This window comes from Streptomyces sp. NPDC037126 (genome assembly GCF_055605965.1).
The window spans coordinates 49,525-63,620 of sequence record NZ_JBVJTD010000011.1 but is presented as its reverse complement, the minus strand read 5'-3'; the positions used below and the strand labels follow the sequence as shown (position 1 = coordinate 63,620).

Annotated in this window: 12 protein-coding genes; 4 read left to right on the top strand and 8 right to left on the bottom strand. The window is 68.7% G+C overall.

Annotation, left to right across the window (positions count from 1 at the left end):
- Positions 1 to 100: 100 nt before the first annotated feature.
- The 3 genes from ACZ7FF_RS23800 to ACZ7FF_RS23790 all read right to left on the bottom strand — a co-directional run bounded on the left by ACZ7FF_RS23800 (position 101) and on the right by ACZ7FF_RS23790 (position 1,645).
- Positions 101 to 517 carry a DUF6113 family protein gene (locus ACZ7FF_RS23800; RefSeq protein ID WP_470814276.1) on the bottom strand — a complete coding sequence of 139 codons (417 nt, stop codon included), beginning with the start codon at positions 515 to 517 and terminating at the stop codon, positions 101 to 103.
- Positions 514 to 1,374 carry an N-acetyl-1-D-myo-inositol-2-amino-2-deoxy-alpha-D-glucopyranoside deacetylase gene (gene mshB / locus ACZ7FF_RS23795; RefSeq protein ID WP_470814275.1) on the bottom strand — a complete coding sequence of 287 codons (861 nt, stop codon included), beginning with the start codon at positions 1,372 to 1,374 and terminating at the stop codon, positions 514 to 516. The genes ACZ7FF_RS23800 and mshB overlap by 4 nt, the downstream gene beginning before the upstream one ends.
- Before the next feature lie 76 nt (positions 1,375 to 1,450).
- Positions 1,451 to 1,645, bottom strand: coding sequence for a hypothetical protein (locus tag ACZ7FF_RS23790; RefSeq protein WP_470814274.1), 195 nt, complete (start codon positions 1,643 to 1,645; stop codon positions 1,451 to 1,453).
- Between the two features lie 174 nt (positions 1,646 to 1,819).
- Here ACZ7FF_RS23790 and ACZ7FF_RS23785 point away from each other — a divergent pair, with 174 nt between their 5' ends.
- Positions 1,820 to 3,934: a S9 family peptidase gene (locus ACZ7FF_RS23785; protein WP_470814273.1), complete on the top strand. Its 2,115-nt coding sequence runs from the start codon at positions 1,820 to 1,822 to the stop codon at positions 3,932 to 3,934.
- A 128-nt stretch (positions 3,935 to 4,062) separates the two neighbouring features.
- Here the strand turns inward: ACZ7FF_RS23785 and ACZ7FF_RS23780 are convergent, their stop codons facing one another.
- From ACZ7FF_RS23780 to ACZ7FF_RS23760, 5 genes are read right to left on the bottom strand one after another with little or no spacing between them, the layout of a single operon-like run.
- The gene (locus tag ACZ7FF_RS23780) at positions 4,063 to 5,154 is read right to left on the bottom strand and encodes an ABC transporter ATP-binding protein (protein WP_470814272.1); all 1,092 of its coding nucleotides are present in this window, start codon (positions 5,152 to 5,154) and stop codon (positions 4,063 to 4,065) included.
- Positions 5,138 to 6,121, bottom strand: a complete 984-nt coding sequence (locus tag ACZ7FF_RS23775; RefSeq protein WP_470814271.1) for an ABC transporter ATP-binding protein — start codon at positions 6,119 to 6,121, stop codon at positions 5,138 to 5,140. The genes ACZ7FF_RS23780 and ACZ7FF_RS23775 overlap by 17 nt, the downstream gene beginning before the upstream one ends.
- Positions 6,122 to 6,128: 7 nt before the next feature.
- On the bottom strand, positions 6,129 to 7,109 hold the full coding sequence (locus ACZ7FF_RS23770; RefSeq protein ID WP_470814270.1) for an ABC transporter permease: 981 nt from the start codon (positions 7,107 to 7,109) through the stop codon (positions 6,129 to 6,131).
- Positions 7,102 to 8,025, bottom strand: a complete 924-nt coding sequence (locus tag ACZ7FF_RS23765) for an ABC transporter permease (protein WP_470814269.1) — start codon at positions 8,023 to 8,025, stop codon at positions 7,102 to 7,104. Before ACZ7FF_RS23765 ends, ACZ7FF_RS23770 begins: the two co-directional genes overlap by 8 nt.
- Before the next feature lie 6 nt (positions 8,026 to 8,031).
- Positions 8,032 to 9,666, bottom strand: a complete 1,635-nt coding sequence (locus tag ACZ7FF_RS23760) for a peptide ABC transporter substrate-binding protein (RefSeq protein ID WP_470814268.1) — start codon at positions 9,664 to 9,666, stop codon at positions 8,032 to 8,034.
- 510 nt (positions 9,667 to 10,176) lie between these two features.
- Between ACZ7FF_RS23760 and ACZ7FF_RS23755 the strand changes: the two genes are divergently transcribed.
- The 3 genes from ACZ7FF_RS23755 (at position 10,177) to ACZ7FF_RS23745 (ending at position 14,079) form a co-directional block, all read left to right on the top strand.
- Positions 10,177 to 11,166, top strand: a complete 990-nt coding sequence (locus tag ACZ7FF_RS23755; protein WP_470814267.1) for an ABC transporter permease — start codon at positions 10,177 to 10,179, stop codon at positions 11,164 to 11,166.
- Positions 11,167 to 11,246: 80 nt separating this feature from the next.
- The gene (locus tag ACZ7FF_RS23750; RefSeq protein ID WP_470814266.1) at positions 11,247 to 13,001 is read left to right on the top strand and encodes an ABC transporter substrate-binding protein; all 1,755 of its coding nucleotides are present in this window, start codon (positions 11,247 to 11,249) and stop codon (positions 12,999 to 13,001) included.
- A 97-nt stretch (positions 13,002 to 13,098) separates the two neighbouring features.
- On the top strand, positions 13,099 to 14,079 hold the full coding sequence (locus ACZ7FF_RS23745) for an ABC transporter permease (RefSeq protein ID WP_470814265.1): 981 nt from the start codon (positions 13,099 to 13,101) through the stop codon (positions 14,077 to 14,079).
- Positions 14,080 to 14,096 lie beyond the last annotated feature (17 nt).

Here is a 14,096-nt window from a genome sequence, read left to right as displayed (position 1 = left end):
GGCGCGCACCACCATACTGGCCACCTCTGGCGCGTATCCCATGACCGCCGAGGAAACCCACACCGGACTCGCACGTGCGCGGCACGGCGAAAGTGGTACGTCACTTGCCAAGTCGGGCGGAGCCGTCGCCGGGCTCCCGCCCCACACCGAGGGTGGCGCAGATCACAGCGAGAGCCATGCCGCCGAGCAGGAAGAGGTAGGAACCGCCGCCGGCACCGAAGAGGAAGTCGCCTTCGGGGCGCGCGGTGGTGAGCAGGATGACGGTGACGATCCAGCCCGCGGCCGGTGCCACCGCCCCGCCCCGGCTCCGGGTGGCGTACGACCCGCCGAGGAACAGCCCGGCCGCGCCCGCGAGGGCGAGCAGCAGCCCGCCGGGGAACCATGCGGCCTGCACCAGCGTCCCGGCGAGGGCGACGACCCCGCCGAGCACGAACAGGCCCACGTACGCGGCGGCGCGTCCGGCGGACGGCGGCCGCAGCGGCTGCGCGAGCATCGAGCCCTGTCCACCGCCGCTCATGACGCCCCCTCGGCGCCGATGCCGGCGAACAGGTCCGTCTCGCCGGGCCGTCCCTCGCCCCGCACCAACTCGTAGTACTCGGTGGTGAACAGCGGTTGGGCCAGCTCGTTGGACAGGGCGAAGTACGGTCCGGCCACCTCGATCTGGGTGACGTGGGCGCGCATGGCGGCGGCCTTGGCGGCCGCGTGCGGGCCGCCGTCGACGGTGGTGGTGATCCGCTCGTCGTCCACCACGCCCGGTACGTCGTCCACGACCGCGCTCTTGTCGAACGGCAGTGCGGTCAGCTCGTCCTGGAGCCGGGTGAAGGCCGCCTCCACGACCGAGCGCGGGACGCGGTTCCAGTACACCTTGTCGATGCGGTGGCCCCGCTCGGCCGCGACGTCCACGGCGCGCATGGCGACGCGATGGGCCTGGATGTGGTCGGGATGTCCGTATCCGCCGTTGTCGTCGTAGGTGACGAGGACCTGGGGACGGGTCTCCAGGATCACGTCGGCGAGGTGACCCGCGGCCTGGTCGACGTCCGCCCGCCAGAAGCACCCGGGGTCGTCGTTGTCCGCGGTGCCCAGCATCCCGGAGTCGCCGTAGCGGCCCGCGCCGCCGAGCAGCCGGGCGTCCGTCACCCCCAGCTCACGCACGGCGGCGGCCAGCTCGCCGCGCCGGTGCGCGCCCAGCGCGGGTCCCGTCAGGTGCCGCATGTGCGGCGGGATGACCTCGCCCCGCTCCCCGAGGGTGCAGGTGACCAGGGTCACAAGGGCACCCTCGGCCGCGTACCTGGCCATGGTCGCGCCGTTGTTGATCGACTCGTCGTCCGGGTGCGCGTGCACCAGCAGCAGACGCCGGGCTGGCAGTTCCGTCATGGGACCACCCTACGAGGCGGTCACCAGGGAGACGAACGGTGACCGCACGGTGTACACCCGGTCCGCCGCGACGGCGTCAGAACTTGATGCTGCCGATCATGCTGGCGACGTTCGTCGTCAGCTGGCTGATCGTCGGGGCCACCGTCGAGGAGGCGAGGTAGAAGCCGAGCAGCATGCAGATGAGCGCATGACCGCCCTTGAGTCCGGACTTCTTGATCAACAAGAAGACGATGATCGCCAGCAGCACCACCGCCGAAATCGAGAGTGCCACGGCGGCTCACCTCCAAAGATCCCAGGGACGCGGCTGTTCCTGATCGGTTGAGCAAATCCATGCGGACGCCAGCAGGTTCATACCCACACAGCGGTAGTGATCATAACTATCCGTACTCGCGCATCGCTCGGCGCACGGCCGCACAAGGGGGCGCATGGCCAATATGGTCGGGGTATGACGACCGAGGCTGACTCCTTCCCCCGTCGGCACGCCCGGACCCAGCGGTTCACGCTCGGCGCGCCGCGTGCGTTCACCGTGGCACCCGACGGTTCGCGTGTCGCTTTCCTTCGCTCCGGTTCGGGCACGGACCGGGCCAACTCCCTGTGGGTGCTGGATCTGCCGGAGGGCGCCGAGCGCCTCGCGGCCGATCCGGGCGCCCTTCTCCAGGGTGCCTCCGAACAGCTCTCGCCCGAGGAGCGGGCGCGCCGTGAGCGCAGCCGGGAGGGCGGGGCCGGCATCGTCGGCTACGCCACCGACGGCACCCTGGAGCTGGCGTCTTTCGCCTTGTCAGGGCGGCTTTTCACGGCCGAGCTGCGGGCCGGTACGGCGCGTGAACTCCCCGTCCCCGGACCGGTGATCGACCCGCGTCCGTCGCCGGACGGCCGGCACGTCGCCTACGTCGCGCAGGGTGCGCTGCGCGTGGTGGGCGCCGAGGGCGAGGGCGACCGGGCGCTCGCCGAGCCGGAGGCGGAGGGCGTGGGCTACGGGCTCGCGGAGTTCATCGCGGCCGAGGAGATGGGGCGTTCGCGCGGCTTCTGGTGGGCGCCGGGGTCGGACCGGCTGCTGGTGGCGCGGGTCGACGACACGCCCGTGGCGCGGTGGTGGATCGCGGATCCGGCCCACCCGGAACGCAGGCCGAACGAGTTCGGGTACCCGGCGGCGGGCACGGCGAACGCGGACGTCCAGCTGTTCGTGCTGGGCCTCGACGGGGGGCGCACGGAGGTGCTGTGGGACCGGTCGCGCTACCCGTATCTGGCTCGTGTGCACTGGTCACAGGCGGGCGCGCCGCTGCTCCTGGTGCAGGCGCGGGACCAGGGCAGCCAGCTGTTCCTGGCGGTGGACCCGGACACCGGGGCCACCCGGATGGTGCACGCCGATGAAGATCCAACTTGGCTGGAACTGTTCCCCGGCGCCCCCTGCTGGAGCCCCTCCGGGCAGCTTGTCCGCATCGCGGACGAGGGCGGGGCGCGGGTCCTGACGGTCGGCGAACGGCCGCTGACCGGCGCGCAGTTGCACATCCGTGCGGTACTGGACGTGGGTGCGGACGACGTGCTGGTCTCCGCCTCGGCGGGCGCGGAGGCGGAGCTGCCGGAGACCGGCGAGATCCATGTGTACCGGGTGAACGAACTGGGTGTGGAGCGGCTGTCGCAGGAGCCCGGTGTGCACGCGGCGGTGCGGGCCGGGGGCGTGACGGTGCTCCAGTCCGCGACGCTGGACAGGCCGGGCGCCCATGTCCAGGTGCTGCGTGACGGAAAACCGACGGCCACTGTCCGGTCGTACGCCGAAGATCCTGGTATGTCCCCCCGGGTGACCCTCACCGAGGGGGGCGCACGCCGAATTCCGTGCGCCGTGCTTATGCCACGGGACTACCACGGCGACGCTCCGCTGCCGGTGCTCCTGGACCCTTACGGCGGCCCGCACGGACAGCGGGTGGTCGCCGCGCACAACGCCCACCTGACCTCCCAGTGGTTCGCGGACCAGGGCTTCGCCGTGATCGTCGCCGACGGGCGCGGCACCCCGGGGCACTCGCCCGCCTGGGAGAAGGCGATCCATGACGACATCGCGGCGGTCGTGCTCCAGGACCAGGTCGACGCGCTGCACGCCCTCGCCGGCAGGTTCCCGCTGGACCTGGACCGGGTGGCGATCCGGGGCTGGTCCTTCGGCGGCTATCTGGCGGCGCTGGCGGCGCTGCGCCGCCCGGACGTCTTCCACGCGGCGGTGGTCGGCGCCCCCGTCACCGACCTGCGGCTGTACGACACCCACTACCAGGAGCGCTACCTCGGGCATCCGGACGAGCAGCCCGAGGTCTACCGGCGCAACTCGGTGATCGGCGACGCCGGTCTCGTCGACCCGGCCGAGCCGCACCGCCCGATGATGATCATCCACGGGCTGGCGGACGACAACGTGGTCGTCGCCCACTCCCTGCGGCTCTCCTCCGCCCTGCTGGCCGCGGGCCGCCCGCACGAGGTGCTGCCGCTGTCCGGGGTGACGCACATGACACCGCAGGAGACCGTCGCCGAGAACCTGCTGCGGCTCCAGCTGGACTTCCTCCGGCGCTCGCTGGCCTGACCCCGCGAGCAGGCGCCAACGGCGTTAACGGACGGGCAACTTCACGGAAGCGGTACCGATATACGGACGCGCGAGGCTGAACCGCGTACGGCCGTGCGGGTGCCGTGAGCGGGCCGGGATGCGCCATGTCATCCCGGCCCGTTGCCGTTCTCCCGCACCTCCTCGCGTGGCGCCGGACCGGGTGCGGGGCCCCCGGTCGGGGGCATCTCCTCCGCGAAGTGACAGGCAGAGTCGTGGGCGGCGGGCCCGGCCGTGTCCCGGAAGACGGCGGGGACCGCCAGCGCCGGCACCTCCACGACGCACCGCTCGCGCGCCTTCCAGCAGCGGGTGCGGAACCGGCAGCCGGAGGGGATGTCCGTCGGGGACGGCACATCGCCGCTGAGGATGATCCGCTCACGGCGTTCGCGGGCCTCGGGATCGGGGACCGGCACCGCCGACAGCAGCGCCTGTGTATAGGGGTGCGTCGGATGCTCGTAGATCTCGGTGTCCCGGCCGATCTCCACGATCCGGCCCAGGTACATGACCCCGACCCGGTCCGAGATGTGCCGGACGATCGACAGGTCGTGCGCGATGAAGACGTAGGAGAGGTCGAACTCCGTCTGGAGTCTGGCCAGGAGGTTGATCACCTGGGCCTGGATCGATACGTCCAGGGCGGACACCGGCTCGTCGGCGACGATGACCTCCGGGCGCAGCGCCAGCCCCCGGGCGATGCCGATGCGCTGGCGCTGGCCGCCGGAGAACTGGTGCGGATAGCGGTTGACGTACTCCGGGTCGAGGCCGACCACGTCCAGCAGTTCCTGGACCCGGCGGCGCCGGTCGCCCTTCGGGGCCGCCTCGGGGTGGATCTCGTACGGCTCCCCCACGATGTCGCCCACCGTCATCCGGGGGTTGAGGGAGGTGTACGGGTCCTGGAAGACCATCTGGATGTTGCGGCGCACGGCCTTCAGCGCACGGCCCGACAGCCGGGTGATGTCCTCGCCCTTGAACCTGATGGTGCCCGCGGTCGGCCGTTCCAGGTTGCACAGCAGCTTGGCGACCGTCGACTTGCCGCAGCCCGACTCGCCGACGATGCCCAGCGTCTCGCCCCGGGCCAGGGTGAAGTCGACCCCGTCGACCGCCTTCACCGCGCCGATCTGCTTCTTGAAGAGGATGCCCCGCATCAGCGGGTAGTGCTTGACGAGGCCGCTGACCTCCAGGATCGGCTCACTGGTCGCCGCCATGCAGGCACTCCCTCCAGAAGTGGCAGGCGCTGCCGCGCTCTTCGGACACCTCGTACAGCGGGGGCTCGTCCGTGCGGCAGACGTCCCGGGCGATCGGGCAGCGCGGGTGGAAGGAGCAGCCCGGGGGGACGCGCGTCAGGTTCGGCGGCAGACCGCTGATGGCGTAGAGCTCCTGGCCCTTCTGGTCCAGGCGCGGGATGGAGTCCAGCAGACCTCGGGTGTAGGGGTGGGCGGGCGCCTTGTAGATGTCGTGGACGGGGGCGGACTCGACGATCTTTCCCGCGTACATCACGGTGATCCGGTCGGCCACGTCCGCCACCACCCCCAGGTCGTGGGTGATGAGGATGAGCCCCATCCGGTACTCGCGCTGCAACTCCGCGAGCAGGTCCATGACCTGGGCCTGCACGGTGACGTCCAGGGCGGTGGTGGGCTCGTCGGCGATGACGAGCGCCGGCTCCAGGGCCAGCGCCATGGCGATCATGATGCGCTGGCGCATCCCGCCGGAGAACTGGTGGGGGTAGTCCCGCACCCGCTGCGCGGCGGCCGGGATGCGCACCCGGTCCATCAGCTCGACGGCCCGGGCCCGCGCGTCCTTCCTCGACATCCCCCGGTGGACGACGAACATCTCCCCGAGCTGGTCCCCCACCGGGATCACGGGGTTGAGCGCCGACAGCGCGTCCTGGAAGATCATCGCCATTCCGGCGCCCCGGATCCTCCGGCGCTCCTCCTCCTTCGCCTTCAGCAGGTCCCTGCCCTGGAAGAGGATCTCCCCGCCGGTGATCCTTCCGGGCGGTGTGTCGAGGATCCCCATCACCGCTTGCGCGGTCACCGACTTCCCCGACCCCGACTCCCCGAGCACGGCGAGGGTCTCGCCCGCGTCGACGGCGTACGACACCCCGTTGACCGCGTGCGCGACCCCGTCGCGCGTCCGGAACTCCACCCGCAGGTCCCGCACTTCGAGCAGCACGCCGCCGTCACCTCAGCTTCGGGTCGAGGGCGTCGCGGACCGCGTCGCCGAGCATGATGAAGGCCAGGACCGTGATGGCGAGGGCACCCGAGGGCCAAAGCAGGGCGTGCGGGGCGTTGCGGATGTACGGGGAGGCGGCGGAGATGTCGATGCCCCAGGAGACGCTGGGCGGTTTGAGCCCGACGCCGAGGTAGGACAGGGTCGCCTCCAGGGCGATGTAGGTGCCGAGCGCGATGGTCGCCACGACGATGACCGGGGCGACCGCGTTCGGGGCGATGTGCCGCAGCAGGATGCGGGAGTCGGAGGCGCCGAGGGCGCGGGCCGCCTGGACGTAGTCGTTCTGCTGGGCGGTGATGACCGAGCCGCGCGCGATGCGGGAGATCTGCGGCCAGCCGAGCAGCACCATGAACCCGACGACCGGCCAGACCGTATTGCTGGTCACGACGGAGAGCAGGACGAGACCGCCGAGGACGACCGGGATGGCGAAGAAGATGTCGGTGACGCGCGACAGGAGCGAGTCCCAGGACCCGCCGTAGTAGCCCGCCAGGCCGCCCAGGACCGACCCGAGGAGGGCGACCCCGAGCGTGGCGCACACGCCGACCGTGACGGACGTACGAGCACCGTAGACGGTGCGCGTGTAGACGTTGCAGCCCTGTCCGTCGTACCCGAAGGGGGCGCCGGGACCCGCGCCGTCCTGGGCCTTGGACAGCTCGCACGTCAGGGGGCTGCCGGGCGCGATCGCCGAGGGCCACAGCGAGATGAAGACCAGGAAGAGGATGACGACGGCGGAGACGAGGAAGACCGGGTTGCGCCGCAGGTCCCGCCAGGCGTCGGACCACAGCGAGCGCGGCTTGCCTGCCGGGCCCGTGCCCTGCGGTCCGCCCGGGGTCTTCTCCAGGGTCGCCGCCTCGCTCGCGCCGAGGTCCATGGCGCCGCCCATGCCGGTGCCGGCGATCGCGCTCTCGTGCTCGTGCGGCTGTTCAGGCATAGCGGATCCTCGGGTCGAGTACGGCGTACAGGAGGTCGACGAGGAGGTTGGCGACGAGGAAGACCAGCACGAGGACGGTCACGAAGCCGACGACCGTCTGGGTGTTCTGCCGCAGGATGCCCTGGTAGAGCTGGTAGCCGACGCCGTGGATGTTGAAGATCCGCTCGGTGACGATCGCGCCGCCCATCAGCGCGCCGATGTCGGTGCCGATGAAGGTGACCACCGGGATGAGCGAGTTGCGCAACAGGTGCCGGGTGATGACCCGGTGCCGGGGCAGGCCCTTGGCGATCGCGGTGCGGACGTAGTCGGACCGCTTGTTCTCCGCGATGGAGGTACGGGTGAGCCGGGTGACGTAGGCGAGCGAGACCGAGGCCAGCACCAGTCCGGGCACGATGAGTTCGCCGAAGGTGGCGGCCGGGGACACGGACGGTCTGATCCAGCCCCACTGCACGCCGAGCAGCAACTGGAGCAGCAGACCGGTGACGAAGGTGGGGACGGAGATGACGACCAGGGTGGCGAGGAGCACGCCGGTGTCGACGGGCCGGCCGCGCCGCAGGCCGGTGACGACGCCGAACGTGATGCCGATGACGATCTCGAACAGGATGGCCACGATGGTGAGCCGGATGGTGACGGGGAACGCCGACACCATCAGCTCGGTGACCGGCTGGCCGTTGAACGCCGTGCCGAAGTCTCCGGTGAAGACGTCCCCCATGTAGGTGAGGTACTGCTGCCACAGCGGCCGGTCCAGGCCGAACTCCCGCTCCAGCTGGGCCGCGGTCGCCGGGTCGCACGCCCGCTCGCCGCACAGGCCCGCGATGGGGTCGCCCATCACGTTCACCATCAGGAAGATGAGCAGGGTGGCACCGAGGAACACCGGGATCATCTGGAGCAGTCGCCGGACGACGTAGCGTCCCATGCCGGCTCAGCCGACCCTGATCTCGTTGTAGACGGGGACGCTGAACGGATCGAGCGCCACGTGGGACAGCCGCTCGGAGTAGCCGGCGCTGCCGTTCTGGTACCAGAGCGGGATGGCGGCCATGTTGTCGCGGACCACCTCCTCGGCCTGCTGGAAGAGCTTGATGGACCGGGCCGTGACGGTCTCGGCGTTGGCCCGGTCGACGAGCCGGTCGAACTCCTTGTCGGACCACTTGCCGTCGTTGGACGAGGCGTTGGTGTAGTAGAGCGGCTGCAGGAAGTCCTGGATGAGCGGGTAGTCCATCTGCCAGCCCGCGCGGAACGGACCGCTCATCCGGTGCTGCCCGATCTGGTTGCGGAAGTCGGCGAAGGTGCCGACGGGGTTGCCGACGCACGCCTTGTCGTTGCCGAGCGTGTTGTTGATGGAGTTGCACACCGCGTCGATCCACTCTCTGTGCGAGCCCGTGTCGGCGTTGTACGTGATCTTGAGCTGGCCACCGGGGATCCCGCCGCCCTGCTGGATCAGCTGCTTGGCCTCGGCCGGGTGGTACTCGCAGGCCTTGCCGCACAGGCCGGCCTTGTAGCCGCCGGCCGCGCCGAGGACCGGAGAGGTCCAGTCGGTGGCGGGGGTGCGGGTCCTCAGGAAGATCGTGCTCGTGATCTGGTCCCGGTCGATCGCCATGGACAGTCCCGTGCGGACCTTCTCCGTACCGGGCTTGTTCCAGGCCGGGTCGTAGTACGGGAAGGCGAGGGTCTGGATGATGCCGGCCGGGGCGTTGATGTACCGGCCGTGCAGGTCGGACCTGATGAACTTCAGCTGCGGGGCGGGGACGTCGTCGACGAGATCGAGGTTGCCGGCCAGCAGATCCGTGTACGCGGTGTTGCTGTCCGTGTAGACCCTGAGGTCCACCCCGTTGTTCCTCGCCTTGTCCGGTCCCGGGTAGCCGCCCCACTTCCGGAGCGACATCATGAAGCCCCTGGTATAGGACTTGATCAAATAGGGGCCGTTGCCGACCGGCTTCTTCAGCCAGGCCGAGTGGTGCTCGAAGAACGCCCGGGGCAGCGGGGCGAAAGCCGCGTATCCGAGCGTGTCGGGGAATGTCGAGAACTTCTGGTTGAGCCTGACCGTGAAGGTGCGGGGGCCGGTCACCCTGAGCCCGGAGAGGGTGTCGGCGCTCTGGGCGCCGGTCTCCGGGTGCACCTTGTCGTAGCCCTCGATGTAGCCGAAGAAGTAGGCGTTCTTCTGGTTGTTCCTCAGGCTCGCGCCGTAGTTCCAGGCGTCGACGAAGGACCGGGCCGTCACGGGCTCCCCGTTGCTGAACCGCCAGCCGTCCTTGACGGTGACGGCGAAGTTCCGCGAGTCCGAGGTGTCGATCCGCTGCGCGAGCATGTCCTCGGCCGCCCCGGTCCTCGGGTTGTAGCGCTTCAGCCCGCGGAAGACCATGTCGAGGACCTTGCCGCCCTGGACCTCGTTGGTGTTGGCGGGCTCCAGCGGGTTCTGCGGGTCGCCCCAGGAGGCGCTGAGCACACCGGGGCCACCACCGCCGCCCGCACCCCCGCCGCAGCCGGACGCCAGGAGAGCCGCCAGGAGGGCCGTCACGGCCGCGCACGACGCCCGGCGGACGTGCGCGCCTCCTCGCATGGATGCCTCCTCCGCGATCACCGAATCATTACCGGTCAATATCGACCCATAGGAGACATAACGCATGCACCCCGCCCGATTGAGGAGCCTTTAGAGGGACACGTCATCCGAATGCAGGCACCCGGCCGGACGGCGACGGACGATCTTCCTCGCAGCGCGCAATGGATCATCGCGCAACGTTGCCGAAACGTTGGATTGGGACGTGCCGATGTACGCATTTCGACACACCACCGTCCGCATATCGAACTTGTTGCCCGATTAGCCCGATTAGTCCGATGTGAAGCACGGATTGATTACGGCGCGCTACCCGCGTAGCTACGGAATGACCAAGTACAGGCAAAGACTGTAAAGAGAAACCCAAGCCGGTCGAGAATTTATTGACCTTGAATGAATTGCGTTGAAAAAGTCCGGCGTAGCCCGTAGGGGAGCGCCCTGCGGAGTCATCAGACCCTCCCTTGGGCCAGGAGCACCATGACCCCCCCAACTCCATCAGCGGCTGCCCCGCTTGAGGTGACCGACGAGTCCGCGGCGAAGTCGAGCACGTCCGGCGGCTCGCAGGGCGGCGAGAGCCGCTCTCCGGGAAGGCTCGCCTGGAAGCGCTTCAAGCGTGACAAGACGGGCGTCATATCCGCCTATGTCGTGATCTTCTTCTTCGTGATCGCGATCGCGGCACCGCTCATAGCGAAGCTGTACGGCAAGAACCCGTACACGACGTATGCGAGCCAGGACCCGAGCCTGCTGGACCCCTTCGCGTACCCGGCCGGCCCGAACGGTGGCATGAGCTCCCAGTTCTGGTTCGGTATCGAGCCGCAGCTCGGCCGGGACGTCTTCACGTTCCTGCTGTACGGCATCCGGACCTCGCTGGGCATCGCCACGGCGGCCACCCTGCTCACGACGATCCTCGGTGTCGTGATCGGCGTCACGGCCGGCTACCTGGGCGGCAGGACGGACTATCTCGTCGGCCGGATCATCGACATCGTGCTGTCGTTCCCCTCGACGCTCTTCATGATCGCGTTCATGCCGGTCGTCTACGGCCTGTTCGTCGCCGACAACGACAACATCCCGACCTCACTGATCGCCTTCTCGCTGATCATCGTGCTGTCCGCGTTCGGCTGGGCCAGCATCGCCCGACTGCTGCGAGGTCAGGTACTCGCGCTGCGCGAACGCGAGTTCGTCGAGGCTGCCAAGGTCACGGGCGCGTCACCGATGCGCATCGTGTTCAAGGAGCTGCTGCCGAACCTCTGGACTCCGATCCTCATCCAGTCCACGCTCATGCTGCCGACCTATGTGACGGCGGAAGCAGGTCTGGCCTTCCTCGGGGTCGGCATCAACGACCCGACGCCGGACTGGGGCGTCATGATCCAGCGCGGCGCCCAGTTCTACACCGAGGACTTCACCTTCATGCTCTTCCCAGGCCTGTCCATGGTGATCTTCGTCCTCGCCTTCAACCTGCTCGGCGACTCCGTGCGCGACGCGCTCGACCCCAAGTCCAAGCGCTAGCCAACCAGTTCAACCCGGCCCGGTTCGACGACGTCCGGTTGCTCCGATCATCCGATTTGACCCACAGAGGCAGGCTCAGCATGTCTTTTTCACGTAGAAACTTCCTGATCGCCACCGGTGTGGCCGCGGCCTCCACCACCGTGCTGAGCGCCTGCAGCAGCGGCAGCAGCTCCAGCGACAAGAACATCCCGTCGGTGAGCAAGGCCAAGACCGTGAACATCCCGGTCGGCACCAAGGCGGACTCGACGGGTCCGGCCCCCGAGGTCACGGGCGCGGTCAAGGGCGGGACGATCTACTCCCTCGACCAGTTCGACATGGACCACATGGACCCGGCGCAGATCTACGTCTCCACCGAGGGCGCCATCACCCGCCCGATCCTGCGCGGTCTGACCGGCTACAAGATCGACGAGAAGGGCGGCTGCACCCTCGTCGGCGACGTCGCCACGGACGCCGGCACGATGAAGAACGGCGGCAAGACCTGGACGTTCACCCTCAAGGACGGCATCAAGTGGGAGGACGGCACCGACCTTTCCATGGACGACGTCCGCCACACCTTCGAGCGCCTCTTCGCCTCGTTCGTCACCGAGGGTCCGCGCTACGTCCAGCAGTGGATGGTCGGCGGCGACAAGTACAAGGGCCCCTACGACGGCAAGCACCTCGCCTCGCTCGAGGTCTCCGGCAACACGGTCACCTTCCACCTCACCGAGCCGCGCACCGACTTCAACTACACGCTCGCCATGCCGGGCTACGGTTTCGTGAACAAGAAGCACGACACCAAGGAGAAGTACGACAAGCGCCCGTACGCGCTCGGCCCCTACAAGATCGGTGACCGCCAGGTCGGCAAGTCGCTGACCTACGTACGCAACGAGCACTGGGACCCGAAGACGGACTCGATGCGCAACGCGTACCCGGACAAGTACGTCTTCCAGTTCGGCTTCGAGTCCGTTGCCTCCACCGACCGCTACATCTCGGACAAGGGCAACGACCAGTACACGATGTCGATCTTCAACGAGGTCGCGCCCGAGCGCATCGCGCAGGTCATGACCAACGCGACCCTCAAGAAGCGCGTCCTCACCCAGGTCGACACGGTCACGTACTACTGGCCGATCAACATGACCCGCATCAAGGACCTCAAGGTCCGTCAGGCCATCAACTGGGCCTGGCCGCACCAGCAGCTGCAGACCATCCGCGGCGGCGCGTCGACCAGCGAGCTGGCCACCACCATCCTCAGCCCGGTCACCCCCGGCTACGACAAGTTCGACCTCTACGGGACGGACAAGAAGCCCGCCGGCGACCCGGTCAAGGCCAAGGCCCTGCTGAAGGAGGCCGGCAAGCTCGGCCAGAAGCTGGTCATCGCCTACCAGCACTCCGACAACGCGGTGAAGCAGGCCGTCCAGATCAAGAGCTCGCTCGAGGCGGCCGGCTTCCAGGTCGTCAACAAGCAGATCGACAAGACGACCTTCTACACCCAGATCGGCAAGGTCGACAACGAGTACGACCTCTTCGCCGCTGGCTGGAGCCCGGACTGGCCGGGCGGTTACTCGGTGTTCTACCCCTGCTGGGACGGCAAGAACATCGGCGACGGCCGCAGCAACTACGCTCAGCTGAACGACGCGAGCGTGAACAAGGCGATCGACAACGCCTCGACGATCGCCGACGTCTCGGCCGCCAACAAGGCCTGGGGTGCCATCGACCGCCAGATCATGGAGCTGGCGCCGGTGGTCCCGGACTACCACTCCATCCGCAACTGGATGTACGGGTCCAAGGTCGGCAACGTCGTCTACGACGCCGGCAACACCTGCGTCGCGCTCTGCAAGCTGTACGCCATGAAGTAAGCGCGCTCGACCCCGCGGGGGCGGCCACGAACCGGCCGCCCCCTCAGGCCCACCCCCCTATCCCGGCGACGGCGCCCCGTCCGGAAAGTCACGCCCCATGCTCCGCTTCCTTGTCCGCCGAGTCCTCGGCGCGATGGTCATCCTGCTGATCATCAGTGCCGTCACGTTCTGGCTCTTCTACGCCATCCCGCGTGACCCCGCCATGATGTCGTGCGGCAAGAACTGCACGCCCGACATGCTCAAGCAGGTCCGGCACAACCTGGGCATCGACCACCCGATACCCGTCCAGTACTGGTACTGGCTGAAGGGCCTCTTCGTCGGACGGAGCTACGGCGACTTCGGCAACTGCAGCGCGCCCTGCCTCGGCTACTCGTTCGCCAACCGCGAGCCCGTCCTCGGCACGATCCTGGACCGGCTGCCGCTGACCCTCTCGCTCGCCTTCGGCTCCGCCGTCGTCTTCCTGATCCTCGGTGTCGGCTCCGGCATGCTCGCCGCCGTCAAGCAGGGCAAGTGGCAGGACAAGCTGGCCAGTTCGGCGTCGCTGATCGGCTCCTCGCTCCAGATCTACTTCATCGGCTACATCGCGATGTACATCTTCGTCGCGAAGCTCGGCATCCTCGACAACCCGTCGTACACGCCCATCACCCAGGACCCGACCGCCTGGGCCTCCGGCCTGCTGCTGCCCTGGCTGGTCCTGGCCCTGATCTGGACCGCCAACTACACCCGTATGACCCGCTCCCAGCTGGTCGAGACGCTGAGCGAGGACTACGTCCGCACGGCCCGCTCCAAGGGCCTGTCCCGCAGCAACGTCTTCTTCCGGTTCGCCTGGCGCGGTGCCATGGGCCCGATCGTCACCATCTTCGGCATCGACCTGGCCACCCTCATCGGTGGCGCGATGATCACCGAGTACACCTTCAGCCTCCAGGGCGTCGGCCGCCTCGCGGTCGACTCCGTCGCCAAGAGCGACCTGCCCATGCTGCTGGGTGTCACCCTGCTGTCCGCCGGCGCGATCGTGGTGTTCAACATCGTCGTCGACGCCGTCTACGCCTCCATCGACCCGCGGATCCGGCTCGCCTGACCTCCGCCCCACTCCCG